The 20,044-nt window shown below is 35.3% G+C and carries 10 protein-coding genes and 1 pseudogene; 4 read left to right on the forward strand and 7 right to left on the reverse strand.

The window, feature by feature from the left end; translation table 11 throughout:
• Window positions 1–543: 543 nt before the first annotated feature.
• From EA652_RS04105 to EA652_RS04120, 4 genes and pseudogenes are all read left to right on the forward strand, one after another.
• Window positions 544–2,097 (forward strand): Mur ligase family protein, encoded by a 1,554-nt coding sequence (locus tag EA652_RS04105; RefSeq protein ID WP_007549232.1) that lies wholly within the window; start codon window positions 544–546, stop codon window positions 2,095–2,097.
• Window positions 2,098–2,103: 6 nt separating this feature from the next.
• Window positions 2,104–2,694, forward strand: a complete 591-nt coding sequence (locus EA652_RS04110) for a COQ9 family protein (protein WP_007549231.1) — start codon at window positions 2,104–2,106, stop codon at window positions 2,692–2,694.
• Between the two features lie 147 nt (window positions 2,695–2,841).
• The gene (locus tag EA652_RS04115) at window positions 2,842–4,224 is read left to right on the forward strand and encodes an IS66-like element ISWen3 family transposase (protein ID WP_007548562.1); all 1,383 of its coding nucleotides are present in this window, start codon (window positions 2,842–2,844) and stop codon (window positions 4,222–4,224) included.
• A gap of 156 nt (window positions 4,225–4,380) precedes the next feature.
• Window positions 4,381–4,656, forward strand: a pseudogene (locus EA652_RS04120) (hypothetical protein); the annotation flags it as partial.
• On the opposite strand, the gene rsmD reads toward EA652_RS04120, so the two are convergent.
• The 7 genes from rsmD to EA652_RS04155 form a co-directional block, all read right to left on the reverse strand.
• Window positions 4,614–5,162, reverse strand: a complete 549-nt coding sequence (rsmD, locus tag EA652_RS04125; protein WP_006280837.1) for a 16S rRNA (guanine(966)-N(2))-methyltransferase RsmD — start codon at window positions 5,160–5,162, stop codon at window positions 4,614–4,616. The pseudogene EA652_RS04120 and the gene rsmD overlap by 43 nt on opposite strands.
• Before the next feature lie 122 nt (window positions 5,163–5,284).
• Window positions 5,285–5,917 carry a WD_0853 family protein gene (locus tag EA652_RS04130; RefSeq protein WP_007549230.1) on the reverse strand — a complete coding sequence of 211 codons (633 nt, stop codon included), beginning with the start codon at window positions 5,915–5,917 and terminating at the stop codon, window positions 5,285–5,287.
• Complete coding sequence (locus EA652_RS04135; protein WP_012673283.1) at window positions 5,907–9,644, reverse strand: TrbL/VirB6 family protein; 3,738 nt, start codon at window positions 9,642–9,644, stop codon at window positions 5,907–5,909. Before EA652_RS04135 ends, EA652_RS04130 begins: the two co-directional genes overlap by 11 nt.
• Window positions 9,645–9,733: 89 nt before the next feature.
• The gene (locus EA652_RS04140) at window positions 9,734–12,679 is read right to left on the reverse strand and encodes a TrbL/VirB6 family protein (RefSeq protein WP_012673284.1); all 2,946 of its coding nucleotides are present in this window, start codon (window positions 12,677–12,679) and stop codon (window positions 9,734–9,736) included.
• Window positions 12,676–15,063: a TrbL/VirB6 family protein gene (locus EA652_RS04145; protein ID WP_012673285.1), complete on the reverse strand. Its 2,388-nt coding sequence runs from the start codon at window positions 15,061–15,063 to the stop codon at window positions 12,676–12,678. The genes EA652_RS04140 and EA652_RS04145 overlap by 4 nt, the downstream gene beginning before the upstream one ends.
• A 9-nt stretch (window positions 15,064–15,072) precedes the next feature.
• The gene (locus tag EA652_RS04150; RefSeq protein ID WP_012673286.1) at window positions 15,073–17,637 is read right to left on the reverse strand and encodes a TrbL/VirB6 family protein; all 2,565 of its coding nucleotides are present in this window, start codon (window positions 17,635–17,637) and stop codon (window positions 15,073–15,075) included.
• Window positions 17,630–20,035, reverse strand: coding sequence for a VirB4 family type IV secretion/conjugal transfer ATPase (locus tag EA652_RS04155; RefSeq protein ID WP_010962886.1), 2,406 nt, complete (start codon window positions 20,033–20,035; stop codon window positions 17,630–17,632). The genes EA652_RS04150 and EA652_RS04155 overlap by 8 nt, the downstream gene beginning before the upstream one ends.
• Between the last annotated feature and the right edge of the window lie 9 nt (window positions 20,036–20,044).

Genomic DNA, 20,044 nt, shown 5'->3' on the forward strand with positions numbered 1-20,044 from the left:
GATTGTCGTTTAGCCATAAATATTAAGAAATTTACCAAATGAAAAAAAGGCAAAAGAATCCCCGTGGTTGGCTAATTACTTACATTATACTTTCAAGTATGGCGTTTTTTTATTCTAAACGTTTAATAACCGCGATTCAGTTGCTTTTAAGCCGCAACTAATCTAAATTATAAACATTAAGAAATTTACTAAACAGAAAAAAAGGCAAAAGAAACCCTAGGGTAGCTAATTATTCACTATCCATTTTTTAAGTTGGCGTTTTTTAATGTTTTAAATGCTTTATAAGCGTATCTCAGCTTGTGTAGGTAAAAACCTAGAAATTTGATAAAGACATAAGGTGCACATAGTGCAAAAAATTAAACATGAGACGCCAGATACGTGAGTTTTTTTGTCATTTAATCTGTACAGAGAAGACAAATAAATAGCTTCAGTTTCATGATAAGGAGGCTGGCGGAGTTTGTCAAGGAAGTTTTTTGTTTCTATTGAATGACAGTTGTAACCTACGAAAGAAGTCTGTTGTAATTTGTACGATATCTTTATAAAATGGTTCGCATAAGTTATCTAGCAGTGCAACTAAACAAATACAAAAATCAAAACGTCGCGGTTTTTGGTCTTGGTAAAACTGGTTTATCCGCCATTAACGCTCTAACAAAGAGTGGTGCAAGAATATATGCATGGGATGATCATGAAGAGCAAATAGCAAATGCAAAAATGATGTATAAAAAATGTAATTTTATTCATCCCAAGGAATACAATTGGCATGAGATCAGTGCATTGGTTTTAAGCCCTGGAGTGCCAACAGAGCCACATTGGATAGTAAAACTTGCAAGGAGATTTGATTGCAAAATAAAATCAGACATTGAGCTATTTCTTGAAGCTAAAACTACGAACCAGAAGGTAATAGGCGTCACAGGAACAAATGGTAAATCAACCACTACATCACTAATAGGGCACATATTAAAATCTGCAGGGAAAAAAGTAGCTATTGGTGGAAATTTAGGCGTTCCTGTTTTGGATCTAGAAAGAGATGCAGAAATTTATGTAATCGAACTCTCCTCTTTTCAATTGGAGTTGATGAATGAAATTAACGTGGACATTTCAGCACTGCTCAATATTACACCAGATCACATAGATAGGCATGGAAGTATGGAGAACTACATAGCAACTAAATTAAAACTGATAAACGGTAGTGAGGTTGCCGTAATAGGATGTGACAATGAGATTACTGCTGATATATTCAACAAATTCACTGGAGACAAAATTCCAATCTCAGTAACATATTCCCCGATGTCATTCCAGCGCGTGACGCTGGAATCCAGAAAAGAAAAACCATTGCCAACTACTCAGATGACAGAGGGTGGTGCAAGAGATCTAATATCATTGGCAGGTAACAATTTGCTTGATTATAGTGAACAGATTACTGGTATAGATCGAAATTATCTGGATCCCAGTGTCAGCTACTTGGATGACAAAAGGGGCACTGGGATCCAGAAGATCTCGTTAAAACTAGAGAATCATAGCTTATCAGTAAGCGACGTGAAAATAAACCTAATATCCAACGCAGAAAACATAGCAGCCACATATGCCGTATGTAAGGTACTTGGAGTAGATAGCAACACTATTATCAATGGAATCAAGTCCTTTTCAGGACTGAGGCATAGGAATGAACTGCTTGGCAAAATAAGAAATGTGTTTTTCGTGAACGATAGCAAAGCAACTAATGCAAAATCGAGCGAAAAGGCGATCTTATCTTATGAAAACATAAATTGGATCGCTGGTGGAAGAAGCAAAAAAGGTGGAATAGAATCATTAAGCAAGCATTTTACAAGGGTTAGAAAAGCTTTTCTTATTGGAGAATCAACCGAAGCTTTTGCAAATGTTATGGAGAATAAAGTAGATTATGTTAAATGTTGCAATCTAGAAGATGCATTCAGATTGGCTTTTGAAGAGGCCTTAAATAGCGCAGAAGAAGTAACAATATTACTTTCTCCCGCGTGTGCTTCTTTTGATCAATGGAAAAATTTCGAGGAACGTGGTGAAGCATTTTGTAGAATGTTTGAAAATCTCAGGTACAATCACACATGCTGTTTAGTATGATGTTGCGTGGAACAAAAGTTAATAATAGATAAGCTAATTAGGGTTATTCCATTTGAAGGGATAAGCGATGAAACCCTATTAAAGGTGTGCACTGACCTTAATCTAGCTAATAGCTTTTGCAAATTTCAGAATGGAATATATAGCGCTTTGGAGCACATAGCAGAGGACTTAAATAGCTCAATGGAAGCTGAACTAAGGAATTCTAATTTAGAAGATATAAAAGTGCGAGAGCGAGTAAAGTTAGCTATTCAAATACGCCTTTCAAACTACGCTAAGCTACCGAATTATAGAGAACTTTTAAAAAATGTTTTATCATTCTCCGTATCACCAAAAAATACATATTTTTCTAGTAAACTTTTATATAGAACTATTAGCGCGATTTGGTATGGCATTTATGATCAATCAACAGATTTTAACTACTATACAAAAAGAGCAATATTAGCTGGAGTGTACTTAAGTACGATACTTTTTTTTATCAATGATTATTCAGAAGATTTTGCGGATACTTTATCGTTTCTTGATAACCGTATCAACAATGTCATGACATTTCAAAAATTCAAAACTCGCTTAAAAGGAATCATAGGAAATTTCTTATAAGCTATTGATTGTTGGTAGAAAAGTACTTGAGCACGATCCTGAAAAGGTTTGTGAAAATAAAAATATTCAGTATCCGTTCAGCGGAGTGGCAGAATAAGGTAGACAAGGTGATCTAAAAAGATAATCATAGAGCAAAAGTGAAATAATATGGTAAACCTTTTAGAACTTTGCAAAAATTTACAGCAAAAAATAGAAAGGTTAGAAGCAAAAATAGAAAGATTGGAAAAAGAGAATGAAAGTTTAAAAGCAGAAAATAAGGCTTTAAAGATAGAAAATGCTGAGTTAAGAGAAAGACTCGGTTTAAGCTCAAAAAATTCATCAATACCAAGTTCCAAAGAGTTGTATAAAATAAAAAAGAATAAGCCGAAAAGCGAAAGGAATATTGGCGGTCAGGTTGGTCATAAAGGAAGTTTTCGCGCCAACATGGATGCAGATAAAGTAGTAAAGATAGAGTTGCCTAATACTTGCGAATGCGGAGGAGAAATTGCAATATGTGAAAAACCATATATTCATCAGAAAGTTGATCTTCCAGAAATCAAGCCTTATGTAGTGGAATATCAGTTAGAACATGGCCGTTGTCGGAGATGCGGAAAGAGAAGAAGTAGCAAGTTACCGGAAGGTGTTACGCCAGATACATTTGGTCCAAGGGTTAAGTCAATAATTGCAGCGTTCAGCGGATTCTACAAAAATTCAAAACGCGAAATAGCGAGTGTCGTAAATGATATCTTCAATTTGAACATAAGCGTCGGTAGCATATCAAATAGTGAACATAGAGTTGCTTCAAAATGCAAAAAAATGTATGAGCAGATCGAACAAGAGATAAGTAGGAGTAAAGTTCTACATATTGATGAAACGAGCCATTATAACAAAGGTAAACTCGCTTGGTGTTGGATGTTTGCAAGCAATACGGCAAGTTTTGTAAAATTTACAGAGTCAAGAGGAATGAAAGTTTTACAAAATAGTAAATTCTGCAATCGCAATAGCTTGGTAATAACTGACAGGTATGCAGCATACAATTATTTTGCCGATAAAAACAGGCAAATCTGTTGGGCACATTTATCAAGAGATTTTGAAAGATTAGCACATAGTTGGAATATTGAAGTTAAAGTTCTGGGTTGTTACTTGAGAAACGTGGCCACTGAATTATTTGCACTAAAAAAAGCTTTACTAAAAAGTGAGATAGATGTTTTGAGGTTTGTCAGACGTGCCAGAAAATTAAGAAAACGTACAAAGTATTACTTGAAGGAGATATCTCGTTTACCTGAAGCAATTGGAGCCTCTCGAGTTGCAAAAAATGTTCTGAGATCTGAAAGAATGATGTGGAAATTTTTAGATGACCCAGAAAATATTCCGCTGACAAATAACCACGCTGAACGGCAAATTCGGCATTATGTCGTTTATCGCAAAAACTCATATTTTACACAATCAAAGCGGGGAAATACATTCCTTGAGCGGATAATTTCATTATACTTAACTTGGAAACAAAGGGGTCTCAATCCTTTCCAAAATCTCCTATCTATTGTTTCTTAAACCACTCTCCTGAACGGATACAAATTATTTGTAACCGCTCACACTTAATTCTTCAATCTCACTAATAGAAAGGCCAGTAAACTTGACAATAGTGTTAACATCAACATTATTATCTTGCTTTGTCTACCTTATTTTGCCGCTCCCCTGAACGGATACAATATTCATGCTGATCATAAAGAACATTTAGTTTATCGTGAGGATAATAATGGTACAACAAAATACACCAGTTACGAAGAAAAAGAAAATAAATTTATTGAAGAAGCACATGAATATTTAATAGACTCTGAATTTAATAAAAATTTTGATCTAGGGCAGTACAGAATAAGTAATTTCTCCGGAAACTTGACGAAAATAGAACTGGAACTCATCAATGAAAAGTATATGCAAGTTCAAGTTAATAGAGAAAGAAAAATTATTCTCGCTATACCGTAGGTGCGTTCCAAGATTATACTGAAGTTTTTATTGCACTCAAAATCTTCGTTTTTCCTAATCTCTAGAATTATCAATGCATCATCACTTAACCAGCCTGAGTGAGCTAGTCCATTCAACGTTGATTCAACTAGATTGCTATTGTAAGGTGGGTCTATAAAAACTATGTCACATTTTGAAATAGGTTGTGGTAAGCAGTTAGCACTGCAGCAAATTAGCGTAACATTGTCCGTAATTCCAAAATCTTTTGCTGTTTTTTTAGGCAATTGCAAATTGTAATAATCTGAATCTACCATAAATGCATGTTTAGCGCCGCGAGAAAGCGCTTCAAATGAAAAAGAACCACTACCACAGAATAAATCAAGTACATTCAAGTTATAAATAGGTTTTCTTGAGGAAAGCATATTAAATATTGCTTCTCGGACAATACTCATAGTTGGCCGTGCAGCTAAATGCTTACCTGTAGTTATTTTTCTTCCGCGATATTTGCCTGCAATGATGCGTAGCATATTAAATAAGCTCCAAAATAATTAATTATTTATACTATATGATTAATGTCAATATGGCTTTAGCAGTTTAATAGAGAGAAGCTATCGAGTCGCTTGTAAGAAAAACACAAACACAAAACTCATCAGTTATCTTTTTCTGATTTGCCTGCTGCATTAATTGCTTGACCAATCTCATCTTGTAAATCATCATGATCATTTTTTTCATCATGATTTAGCCCTTCAATTCTGCTTTCTAACTCTAACTTAATTATAGTATTGATTTTATCTATATTATCAAGAAAGCCTCTACATTCTTCTTCACTATACTCTTCACCAGATGCTTTTTTTTCAATAAATAGGTTTTTAAATCCTGCTAGATCAGAATTCTGATCGGTATTTAGTACAACATTTCTCTCTATGAAGCTAAGATCTGACAGCAGTAAGCTAACCTCTAACAGATCTTCACTTTTCACGCTTTTAAGGTCTTCAAGACTTTCTAAAATACTAAACACCTTAATCCTTTCTTGTACAATCTCTTTGTCTTCCTTATCAAATTCAGACAATAAACCATGATTATCTACAAATTTCTCACTCAAAGCTTTATTCAATTTAGCAAAATTGACATCCTTGTCAAGTGATGTGTTATCCCGCAACAAGTCTACCCTTGCCCTACGCGCATTTAAAATGTCGTCGTAGTCATTTAACTTTATGTTGCCATCTTTGTCTTGCTGCAATTTATAATAATCAAGGCCTTTGAAATTTTTATTAGTCTTCATCTTCAATCCTCTTCTCATCTCCTTTTGCATCTGGTTTCCTCATTGGTTCCGGTAATTTCCTTTTACTGTCTTCTCGATTTCTTTTTTCCTCTCTTTCAGCACGTTTTTTTATAGCTTCCTGGGTATTCATTTCAAAAAGTGCCTTAACGTACTCTTCTGGATTTTTTGGTTCTTTAAATAAAGGCTTAAGATTATAAACTTCGTCTTTTCGATCTCTTTCTTCTTTTCTTCTAGCTCTTTCAGCACGTTTTTCTACAGCTTCTGGAGTGTTCATTTCAAAAAGTGGTGAGAGGTTGTAAACTTTATCTTGATTTCTTCTGCCTTCTCTTTCAGCACGTTTTTCCATACCTTCAAAAGCAGATCCAAAATCATCAATTTCATCTGAACCTTTTGGTTCCGTGCCTAAATTTCGTGTCACTTCATTTGATTGATCAGGCTTATCTTCTTCTGTTGGCTGATCATGCTGTAGTTGATTAGGCTTGTCTTCTTGTTCTGTGCTTAGTTCTCGTACTACCTTATCTGGCTGACCTCCCCCTCGTAGTCGAAGAGGGTCGCCTTCTTCTAGTGGCTGATCATGGTTATCTCTTACTAGTTCCGTGCCTAACTCTCGTTCTACTTTATTTGATTGATCAGGATTGTCTTTTTCTGGTTCTCTCTTACGGCCGATAGTGTAATCATGAAGCTTCTCTAAGAAATCTCGCCTATATTCTTTTGCTCTATAGAGTAGGTTATGATCATAGCCATGCTTTCCTATAGAGCCAAGACCATGCTCCCAAGTAAATTTCATAGCATCTTCTATTGTATAGCCCAAATGTGATCCTACGTATCCTTTATAATAATCTAAATATTTACCGATCCTTCTGTGTGTAATATCTTCCTTATCAACTCCAAATGCCCTGTAAATTTTTTCCTCGAGCTTATCAACATCATTTTCAGGCGATGTTGCAAACTTCGTTGCTTCAATAGTAGCACCTACAAACTTACGTGGCACATCAATAGCGTATTTCAGCACTCCTCCAACTCTTGGTATCCTACCCAGTAGATTAGCTGTACCTCCGGCTAATCTATCCGGTAAATGAGTAGCCCAATTACCTAAAGATTCTAGTTTTCCACCAATTGCGTCTTGCCAATAATGCTGTTTTAATCCTTCCATTATGCCAACCAAAGGCGATGCTTCATACATTCTAGATATATTGTAAACGCTGAATCCACCACCAGCTATACTTGAGCCCATTTGTTGTACGAACTCGCGTAAGGAGAACATTAAAAATGAAAGCAAGAATAACACAAAGATTTCCCCTGCATTGATTAAATAACCTCTCTGTATGTCTTGCACCCTTTGGTAATCGCTATTTTCTTGATAATTTTTGCAATCCTCACAATCTTTACATTTCTGACAGTATTCACTGTTGGGATCCTTATATAAATCATGAAGTTTCAGTATTCTACAACCTTGTTTTTCTATCGCACTCCGCACTAAAGATCTTATTTCATTAATTATTTCCCTATAACTATTGCATTTATTTATATCTTGACAGTAGCGTTTTATTATTTCACTAACATCACCTATCCTTTTCTCTATATTGTTGATCAGTAATATAATGTCAGCCCTCTCTGATGCATGAGATAAACTATTTGTTAAGCGCACTAGATCTTTTTCACTACAGCCATTACTAACTACCATATCACTTTCTGCAATATAGTGGTCTGCTGGATTATCTTTAGTTCCAGGCATTGGATTAAAGAAAGGATAATCTATATAACGAAACCCTTTTATATGTTCACCATTTTTATCTTTAGGGTAATCCGGTGGAAGCGGGATATATCCAGCGCCTCCAGTAAATTTTATTGTACCACCTTCTCTGCTTATCTTTTCTATACCTTCTATACTTTTATCTATGTTAAGAGAAGAAGCTTCTCCAAGAGTGTAAGGTACAAAAATTTGCCCTGGGGTCCAACCAAAGTACTGCTTATCAACGATACAAAAACCGCCAAACACCCATTTTGGAGCACATAACTTTACCTCGAACCATTTATTGTAGCATACAGTAAAACCTAGTTGTCTATAAAAGGTGTTCATTATAATAGCAGCCAGCAATGACAGCAGGGTAAATATCATAATCGACTGTAAACAAAAGCTTATACAGAATTTTATCCAACCTTCAAATAGACTTTTCAGCGGTGAAAATAAAATAGAGATCAGGAACAGTGGCATGATAGCTATAAGAAAAGCTATACCCATAAAGCCAGAGAGAAATATTATGTAAGCATACAAGCACAACAAGAAGTATAGCACAATCCCTATGAAAATTGCCGGTATCATAAGAAGGCTTGCCCACATTTGGTAATGTAAAAACGCTGCAAACTTTTTCCAAACAGAATAAGCAAAAAATTTATTGAACATGTCCTCCATGAAGCTAAACAACTTAGCTTCATCTTCTTGAGCAATACTTCCGGTGTTCATGTTGGGAGCAAAGTTAGTAATTACACTTATCAATTGTTCAAGACCTTTAACGAATAAAACAAGAAAATGATCATAGAAAAATCTAAAACTTCCAGGAGATATAAGCACTATTACTAGAGTGATTTTCATCATTCTGATGAGCATATCATGCTTAGTTTCTTGTATCATGCCAAAAAGATAAAGAAGCGATGAAATCATTACAAATAGAACAAGCAAGGAAAGAACAAAATTGTGAAAGCTCGTACTTTTTTCAGCTATATTTTCGAACATAGCTTGTGCAACTGCAGGATCATTGCTATTAAAATGTTCTTTGCAATTTTCGTTAATCAATAATACACATTTTAGATAGTTATAAATGTAATCAAAAAACCCAAAACTACTTGGCTGCTGCACTCCACTTAAGAACTCAAAAGAGTAGCCACCTACATTATCTAAGTAATATCTATCTAATATTTTTACATATATTTTCCATCCCTTTTTTAACTTCAACTCATTACAATTTCTGTCTTTTAATTTAGTGCTATCTCTGTCTAAAGTAAAAAGACCGCTCCCATTTTCTGCCACGGAGTTGTAACCTAGATGTACAGTAGGATATTGAGGATCGCGCATTAACTTTAGATTTTCGTTAGGATCATCTTTCCCCGTTTGAAACAAAAGATAAGCACCATGACCATTGGTAAACCAACATGGAGCACCACGTGATACTGTATTTGCGCTATCATCTTCATTAATGCACTTGCAATTTACAGTGCAACTTGTATCAGACTTACTTGAAAATTTTTGTATGCTAGGTTTATAATCATTACAAACTAAGTGAAAATTAGGTAAACTATTATCACTTTGTTTACCTTCAAATTTAGTTGCATATTTTAACTGCTCCAAGCTTTGTAAGGTATAACTGCCTTTTTTAGATTCCTTCTTGTTATTATTACTCCAAGATGTCCATGCACCATTTACTCGCACTATTAAGCTATCTCCATTGGTTTCTAATCCAGTATCTTTCCACTTCACCACTTGGTTATGGTGAAAACCAGAATTAATTTCACCAGTGTCAGGATCAATAACGCTTTCATCTTCACCTTCTGGAATAAAAGCATCATGATCGCTTGAAAAATGAGCGCTTACTGCAATAGGTTCAGGACCAAAATAGTCAGCAGATATGCACCTTGGAAAAGGCATATCGTTCTTACTACAACCTGTGATCAGCACATAAGCTGCAAGAAGTAATACCCTAAACCAACATTTGCCTAAACGTGATTGCATATCTAAACTTTTTCCAAATACAGAATAAATTTCTAAAACTTTACTTAAAATATCTTTTTAATTAGTTACTCCATAACATCATTCATATCTTACTCCTCTCCATTTTCTTCCTTGTTTTTAGCTTTAGCACTAGGATCACTTCTTATTGTTTCATCAGAATTTTTTTGCTGATCTGATTGTTTTAATGTTTTAGGTCTATCACTCGTTGTTTTATCAGAACTTCCTTTAGAATCTTCTTTTTTGTCTGGTTGCTTTGGTGTGTTAGGTAATTTAGCCTCAATTTTTCCCCGATCTTTACTCATTTTCTGCTTGATACTCTGTATCATACTTTGGGTCTTATCATCAAGGCCAACGGTTGACAGCATAGCTTGCGATGCGCTCTTAGCAACTGTACCAACACTGCCAGTAACTCCATAACCAGAGCTAAATAGTGTTTGTACCATAGTTTCCGATATAGAAACAAAAGCTTCCATTGCACCGGCAATAATGAGGTATATAAACGCCTGGATTAGGTCTATAGGTAATGCTGCAAAGTGTCCACCAGCCCTTTCTCCGGTACTGAGTGCAACATCAACGCTAGTGCCAGGACTGTATCCAAGAGGCAGTATTGATTTCATCAAGCACAGATCATACGATAAGAAATTTACGCTAATTAAACATTGATAGCATGCAGAAAAATTTGTGAGGTTATATAAAACTGAATACATCAACTGATTTAAAAGAGATAAAAATGAAAATAAAATGACTGGTTCTAATGAAACATGAGCCAACGTTTTTATCCAATTATCAAACAAGGGTTTAGTCTTTTGAAATAGAATAAATACGATAAATAAAGGTGTTAATGACAGTAAAAACGCCACTAGAACAGTAGATATTACATATTTAAACGTAGCGCTAATAATGCATTTTAAAAACGCATAAGTAGCGCAGAATATTACCCAAAATGCAATAAAGCCAAAAGGACCAGAGAGCATCAATGATAAAAACTTTAACCAAGTTTCTGCTGTGAATAATACTCCTGCTGTCAAGTCTAAGAATGCAAATTTTCTCTCCCCTTCTCCTACATAGCCAGAAAAACTATCAACTAAATAAGTGCTACCATCTATAAAAAGTCTGGATAAAGTTGTACCAAAAAGTTCCCAGCTTCTATCGCTAAAGGCAAAAGCTATAAATGCTATCTTGAACATTCTTACAATGAAATCAAATTTACTTAGCTGTATTGTTCCAAGCATATAGCCAACGACAGTAAATATAACGTATAGAGTAAGCAAAGCTCTTACCCCTTGAAGAAGACCTCTTGCATATCCTTTGTATGAATCTTTAACGCTGTCCCCAATTACTTCTTCTTTTATAAGTTTAAATACCCCGTTTACATTCGATGAAATAAAATCATTAATTTTTCTTTTAACAAATAAAGTTACTGTGTACTTATTATTTTCATAATATTTGCCATTTTTATCTGTAATGTCATCTCTCTCTACGTTGCTTACATTGATGCCGAAATATATCTTCTTAGATTCTTCGTTCTGAAAGTGTTCTCCGCTTATTACATCTAATATGGTGTACTCATCTTTTCCGTTTACTCTTTCTCTCACTCCTACCACTTTAAAATCATTAGTTCCCACACCATGCAAATCTTTAGGTGGCTCATCACCTAAATATACATATAATTTTTCGCCATTAATATATTCACATGATCTAGTCACTTTAACATGGTACCCTCCTCTATTATAGTAATAATGACCATAATCTGCGATAGCGAGCATCACACTACTACCGGGCGTTACCTCGTCATTTACTGGATAATCATTGTTCAATTCCAGAGAAAAATCCTCGAATTTATTGTTATCGCCAATTTGCGAACACATATTATCCCCTTTTGCACCCTCTTTCTTTGGAAGACATTGAATACCTTTAGCGGTATTTTTATCATCAGGATCACCAATTTTTGCAACAAGAGCCTCAGCCCAAGATTTATCATCTTCAGTAAAACTACCTGCTTTAACATTCCCTTCCATTTTTTCTAGATAAGAATACATATCACATTTATTTCCTTTATCGTACTTCTTATACCTTATAGAGGAGACACAGTTCCGTTCTCCTGCTTGACCTAAACCATAGTTCCATATACCCTTCTCAGTATAGCATATATTTTGATGGTAACAGTTAAGCTCATAGGAGGAGTACTTTTTTCTCTCATCAAGACTACAGTTTTTTCCATCACATAACTCGTTCAATCCTATTTTAGCGCGGCGTAAATCAAGTAGTGAACCATATACCCATGGTTCGTTGTCTTGAATATAACCTTTATTAAAATGCACCTTATTATCATATGGGGTATACCCATTGCCAACTAGCACTTTGCTTTCCTTTGCTTTTGTTTTATCAAGAGGTAAAAATTGTATTTTATTTTTTGTACCATCTTTACCATCACAAAAAAACTCTCCCCCCTGATGTACTTCACTCACTGTAGCTTTCTTATATACAGTTTCCTTACGATCATTTTCTACAGCTTTATAACAATTGTCATCAAAATTGATGCCTTTCCCTTCTGGATTGTCGTAATCAATTGTTATTTTTCTGGGAACTAAGCTGAAGCTTAACTTGTCACCAGGATTTACTTTAATTCCAGTGTCCACATAACGTCTATTGCTGCCAAATCCTTTGCCACCACATAGTTCGTTTTTACTTTCATTAACACCATAATTGTTAGGTACACTATTAATATCCGCAGCCTTACTATAATTTGGTTCTGAGCCATCAGCACAAAAGCTAGCTGGCACAAGTACTTTCCTTGGATTTTTGTCTTCTTTAAAAGGGCAAAAATTTACTGATCCATCGAGGGTGAATTTGATTTTCTCACCCTGACTAATTACCTGACCAGAATCAACCCAATGAATTTTATCGGCTTTACGAACTGGAACATCCACATTAACGCTGGTGTTTTTGCTCTGCAACCCAGGCTCGACACAATCCATATTACAACCAGTGATTGCAAGACACAGTATCAATAATAGTGATCTTTTACTTATCATTGCTGTCTTCCTGGTTGTGGTATCTGAGGCGTTGACCTTTGAGTCCCTTGTGGTATTTGAGGTCTTGACGTACCTGACTGTTGAGAGGCATCTCCTCTTTCTCTTCTTTGAACGCTTTGTTCATCTAACCCTACTGTTCCCATTAAGCTTTGTTGATACTGTCTTCCAGGTTCGCTTGCTACATAAGCACCAAACAACGAGTCAGATATTGCCGAAGAAGCTTCAACTAAAGCTTTCATAGCGTGTCCCAAAATAACAAAAGCCATCATAGCGGTAATATTAGGTGTATATTTGGAAGCATAACCATAAAAAATACAAGGGTTAAAAATCTTTAGGTTAATATTAAGTATACATGTAGAGCAGACCTCAAAATCAAATACTGAATACACAATATAATCCATAACCTGACTTATCAGTGATATAAAAATTAAAAGGACCACTGGATGAATTGCAAATCTTGCTAAATTTTTAACCCAGTTTTGAAACATCTGCCTAGTATACGCAAATAAAAGACAAATAATAAAAATAGGTGCTAAAGAAAGTAATAACGCAACTATTGCTATAGATGTAATAAAAGAAAATAAGGCATTAAAAATAGATAAGCTCACTGTGATTAAACCCCAAATCACCAAGCAAAAAGATACAATGCCCAAAGGGCCAGAAAATATAAGAGATACTATTAACAATACTGAATGCGATGACAAGAACCTATTGAGCGGCAAATCAAGAAACTCAAAAACATTTGAAGTAGTGCCTCTAAAATTTGCTATTTCTATTAGTTGTTTTGGAGTGTTAATAAATATAGAGAATGCGTTGTTATAAAAAAAGTCCCAGCTATTATCCTGCAATAGCTGAGCGATGATTCCTATCTTTACGCATATAATTAAAAACTCATATATAGAAATATGAGTTAATCCAAAAAAGTAATAAAGAGTATATAAGATTATATATAGTACTAATAGTGATATTATAGTAGATCTAATGGTATTTGTTCTGCTTGATTTTATAAAACTTTCGTAAAGAGACTTTACAGGACTAGTATCAGAGTGAATTGCGTTAGGGTCTTTATAATTAGAGCCGAAAAATGCAGTTTTCACTTTTTCATCAAAGAAATTATATATTGCACTAAAAGTTTTTGTAGGTGGCTCTTGAGTTGTTAGGTTAATGCTAAACTGACCTTCATTTTTGTAATCGCAGCCATGGTCTCTTATTCCGTAATATATGGTGCCTGTTTTGTCTTTTAATTTTCCTTTCAAGTTTTCCATGTCATGAACTTTGCTGATATCTACAGATATATCCGCTTGATTTTCACCAGGCTTATGCTCAGGGAATTTATCGGAAACACTTATATACAAGCTATTTTCCAGACTATGGTTCTTCGTTACTCTTATGTTGAACCCGCCTTTGTCATTTGTATTGTAGCAGCTCTTGTCATTTCTGCTACATAGACTAAAAGTTAAACTTGGTATTTGATGGTCATTCTCCATCTTATGATCACAACTAGTACATAAACCACCACCTGGAATGTGTTCAAGAGTTTCATTATCCATACCAACTTTTAGAAATGTAATGTCAGTTTTTACCTGTTTTCCCTTTAATACGTTACTAATAATTTCAGCAACAACAGATTCACCACTAGAATTTAAAGCATTGAATAGCTCAATTTCTATATTATTATATTCAATATACACGCAATCCTCGCCTCTACGACCAGAAGAAAATTTACATATACGTCTACAGAGTGAATTTAAAATGTGCGTATCTATCTTACTTGCACTGCTCTCTGAAAGCTTGCTGCAATCTATATTCTCTCCTTGTTTTATAGAGTTAATAATATTTTCAATTTCCTTTTTTCTTTCATCTTGATCTAACTTCGAAAACCAGTACTCTCTTCCACTCAACCATTGCGCATCGCCTATTATATATTTATTAGGACATATCCCATCCTTGCCACCTTGGCATTTCTCTTGATTTAAAACATGTGCAAAATGTTCCGTTTCTTGCTCGCTACACTTTTCGTCGATTTTCAAATACCTGATTTTTGTCTCACTCTCTTTATCTTTACACACTTTACTTCCAATCACACTAAAGCTTATCGTATCGCCTTTTTTAAGTGCAAATGGTAATGCAACGTCATTTCTCCCAGGCCCAATTGCAAAATCTGCATACTGCTTAGGACAAAAATTAACCTTACTAGGCACTATATCAATCTCTGTTACTCTTATTCTATCTGAGATATTAACACCAGAATCAACCCATTTCTGCTCTGTTGACACTATATCTAGTTTTTCACGCAAACCTGATAAATTTTCTGGCTTAATACAGTGATGTTCCCCGCAGCCTGACAGAAAAAAAAACGGTATTATCAGCAAAAATTTTAGCATAAATCCAACTCATTCAGTGCTTTTGTTAACACTCTCGGAGCTACTAGAACCAGAACCTCGAGATTTACTCTTGTCTCCACCACTCAACTTCTTAGCAGCAGCACCAGCAACTCCAGCAACACCCCCAGCAGCAGCTTTGGCAGCAGATAAAGCTTTGCCCACTATTTGTCCAGGTGTCTGACCTGAGCCAAGTGCTGCTCTATGGTTACCAGCAAGTTCAGCAGCCATGCCAGGAAGAATGTTTAAAAAGTGGTAAAAGAGGAATAATACTAAACACAATTTTAATAATTCTCCGATGAGAGAGCTGCCAAACTCCATGTATGTAAAGTCGAATAGACCAAGTATGCTGCTCTTTTTAAAGCTATAATTTTGCATCATACATGCAAGAGTAGTTTCATTTTTATCACATTCCCCATCTTTCAATTTAAACCACTGTTTTTTCTTACTATATGAGATTTCTGCTTGTTTCTTTTCATATGACTTGTCCGGTTGTTCATTTTTATATGACTCGTCCAGTTCAAAATTTAAATTTTTAAAATAGATTTTATCACATGCTATGAACATAAAGGACAAAAACGCAAAAAGGATAACCGGGTATAAGCTATAGGTAATCAACTCTTTCACCCAGCCTTCAAAATATCCTTTGGTGTGTTGGAATAAAACCATAGGAATGAACAAAGGTGATAAAATGATGATTACACTTAAAGCAACTAGAGATAAAATAAATACATAGCACAGCCACAAAATAACCATCATCATCAGAACGGCCATAAATATACAGACAAGAGCTACTAAAATTTGTCCACCAGCAAAAATAATACCGATTACCGAACCTGCAACTAATAAGACAGGAGCAGCACCAAGCAAGACTGCTAACGTTGCAACACCTCCAGTACCAATTTTGCCACCAATTCCATCTAAAGGGGCACCTAAATAAAATAAAATTCTACAATCAAGCCTATCCCAAGGTGCAAGATAACTGTAAGATACCCTCTTTCCTGCACGAGTATATTCATAATCTGTACCTGCTTTATAATTACATATGCCTTTACTTTCAGATGATGCTTTTAGCACTATCTCTGACAAACCATTTGAGAGACGAGTTAATTCTCCATAATAATGAGACATGGTACTGCCTGTTGTGAAGTAAATCACTAAAGCGAATTTTATGATCAACATATACATTTCTTGAGGCCTCTGAACTCCACCAGACATGGCTTTTATAGAGAACAGTATTAAAGCTAAAACTAAAACAGCAGTTACAGTGTTTTTCAGCCTTTTCTGTGCTACAGATATAAAACTCTCACCATTTGGTGCACCTTTACCTGCAACTAAATTATCTAACGATTCCTTAATGCATTGCACTATCATAGAAGTTACGGGAATAGGAGCTAATGATTTACTCCCTGCCTGGTTATAACAAGCTTCAGAAACATACGAGCTAAAACAGCCAGCATTATCATAACCTACAAAAATTTTCCCCCCTTGTCCGTTGAGTCTTTTTTCTTTAGATCTGATAATAGTTTTATAGTCATCATTATTACCAATAGGAACTTTTTCCTCTCCTGTACCATCTTTATTTTTGAATATCATCACAGATTTTTCACACATAGGAGCAAGTGGGTCAGGTGGCAATTCCGTGCACCCCATATCAACCCCTTGCGGCCAAGGAGTCATTTCGATACCAAGCATTTTCACACTTGCTAACTCCACACACAATCTGCCCATTTTTCTCACTGCTTTGAATGTAGCTCCATGTATGGGTTCGCTCTGTCCTGCTTTGAGAACTCTACATTCCAGACCACCATCAACCTTCGAGGACCATGACCCATCTACGTATCCAGTGTCTTTCTCCCTGACATCAAAGTCTATGTATCCAGGTTTTCCTCTGGAATTAAAGTCTACCTTATTAAAAAGATTACCAAAAGTTAAAGGGTTTCGATGACATACTTCTATATATTCACTGTATTGCACACCATTTTTTGGCCAGTAATAACTCTCTGTACTCTCCTGAACGTTAGAATTTAAGGCTTCTTTTTCTGCTCTTTTCCCGTCATAATCTTTTTTGTTCACGTCTTCCCGAGCTTTATTTTGCAAACAAGAAAAATATTCCTCTTCTGTTTGGTAATTTTCATTGGTGCAGCCACTATAACCTGTGTCTTCTAATTTAAAATTTTTGTATTTTCCATCATGATCACGTGCAACTGGGTGTTTAACAAAACTATGTTCACAAACAACAAGCCCTCCTATCGCTTTCCAGACTCCAACAATTGCAGCTATCATTCCAACAATAACAAGAGCGGTAAACAAACCAGCAGAAGAAACGATCAAAACAATGCCAGTAAATATTGCACCAACAGCAATCGCTATTCCAGCAAGTGCTGCAGCTGTTTTAAACGCTCCACAATCAGGATTAGAGGCACGACTAAAACTGCCAATGGAATTAAATCTGCTAACAAATTCTGTCTTGTCAGTACCACTTACTCCATCTGCAAGCACTGGATATGAGAGTAAAAAGTCTATATTTAGTAAAAATATCGCAATTAATAGCAATGACAGCTTAGTCTTAAACATTTTTTACCTTCTGATAAAATATAGGCAACCATACTTTTGGGTTGTCCCCAACTTCATTTAATATATCGTGTAACAATAGAACACTTTCTGCACGTCCGGATAATACGTTGATTATATCATCCAGGCCTTTTAAGTCTATTCTAGCTACTACAGCATTGACTCCTTGTTTCACCAAAAAGAATCTAGTACTCGGATCTGTGTGCTTAATTAATATATATTCACGTTCAGTTAACATAAAAACATCCCGATAGACACTAGTAGCTTTCAGATTTGGTAAAAAAATCTGTGTCGCTGTTTGTTGTACAAGCGTATCGCTAATAGTACTTTTACTTGCATCCTCAACACTCTGAGTAGCAAAAATCACAAAAGCATTTAGTTTTCTCAGTACCTTCAACCAGTCTTTTATCTTGGGTGCAAAAACTGGATTATCTATTAACGCCCATGCCTCATCAAGAACGATAATAGATGGAGTGCCATCAAGAGATATACTAATCCTATGAAATAAATAAATCAAGACCGGTCCAAGAGCAACAGGATCTTTGAGCAAGCTAGCCATCTCAAAACCAAATACTCTTGCTCGTGAAAAATCTAGCAAATCTTCTTTATTGTCAAATATTGCAGCATGAGAACCATTATCATGCCACATAGATATTGCCCCAGCTAGAGTATCAGGACCTGCAAGCCCTAAAAACGGTACGAGGTTTCTCAAGAATCTGTCTTCTTTTCTTAATTTAAAATTTCCTTCAATTGCATCATTAATTCGTGCAATATCTTCTGAAGTAAATTTATCATTATATACCGAAATTAAAGACTTTATCCACTCCATTAAAAATGTTCTATTATCAGAGGTATCATCAAGTTGTAAAGGATTAAAATTTGTTTTAGTTCTTGGTTCTATTACAGTATAGATACCACTAAGTGCTCTTAAGAAAATCTCTGCACCGCGATCTTTATCAAAAAAGAATATCCTTGGAGAAAACTTCATCGCTTGGGCACACAGGAAATTCATTAAAACAGTTTTACCAGCACCAGTTGGGCCAATTATCATAGTGTGTCCAACATCCCTTATATGAAAGTTGAAAAAAAATGGAGTACCAGATGTCGTGTCAAAAACTGTAACGGCATCTCCCCAGTGGTTATTGAATTTATTACCAGTAGGATAATTATGTTGAGATGCAAATCCAGCCAAATTAAGACTACTTATTGTAGCTTTTCTCACTATATAATCGAAATTACCAGGAATTTGCGCCCAAAATGCTGGTTCAAGGTTAACTCTCTCACGTATAGGGTAAACACCGCAATTAGAAAGCTCTGATTCTACCAACGACAGAGCGTTATCCAATGATTTAGGACTTTTTTCTATACATAAAATAGTCAGGTGATGTTGACCAAACGCAATCTTACCACTCATTGCGTCATCAAGCGCTTGAGAAATTTCTGCTATTTGAGAAATAGCTTTATCTGCAGACTGTATCATTCGATTTTGCTGTATCTGCATTTTTCCAATCGCCATTTGCCTGTTTATAAATTGAAAAGATTGCGTAATTATAAACTCGTAAGGAAGTTGTAAAAACGAATCAAGCATTCCTGCAGAAGTATGATTTCCATATTCTTTGATACTAATTATTCCAGCATATTTACTCTCATTATGAGTCACAACCTGTATCATCTTACGGCCAAAGAATAACCTATGTACTGGTAAGTACCTTGATATTTCAGTTCTTAGCGGAAAAAGCGTATTTGTAACGAAGCCACAATTTACGATTCTAGATAGAAACTCCATTATTTCGCAGAACAAACCATCTGGAGTTTCTTTTACTCCAAGAATTTTAGGCGAATAATTTCTAAGGCTTGTCACTACACGATTTGTCGTTTCCTCTAAATCTTCATACGTGGCACGTATATCACTTTCCCAAGCATGTTTTGAAGTTACATGTCCGAATTTTTTTAGTAGATGTGACAAAAATTCTACTCCTTTTGTGTCCGCTCTACGGATAATCGTAATGTATAGGTCATTAATAAATGATTGCCTTGTTGCGTGTTTTTCTCTCCATTTTAGATTTACGTGATTAGCGAAAAAATTCGGCAAACCTTGACTTGCAAATTCATCAGAAAAAATATTTTTCTTACGTCTGATAGTATGAAAATACAAACTAAATGCCGGAGATGAAATGCTTCTTAGCATCTGATTCCTGATGTTGTTCTGTATGACTAAATCCTCGTCATCGGCAGTTTCAAATGCAAAACCACTTAATTTTATAACCTTAACCAACCAATTTTCTTTTGTCATCAAGGTTGTGCTATTCCAATAGCAAGAATAAGGAATAAATTCAGCAGCGTGAACTTCCCTGTTCAGAGTAGATTTATTCTTTGATTGAATAGCCCTAAACCTCAGCATCACACAACG

The organism is Wolbachia endosymbiont of Drosophila ananassae, assembly GCF_008033215.1.
Taxonomy (GTDB): Bacteria; Pseudomonadota; Alphaproteobacteria; order Rickettsiales; family Anaplasmataceae; genus Wolbachia; species Wolbachia pipientis.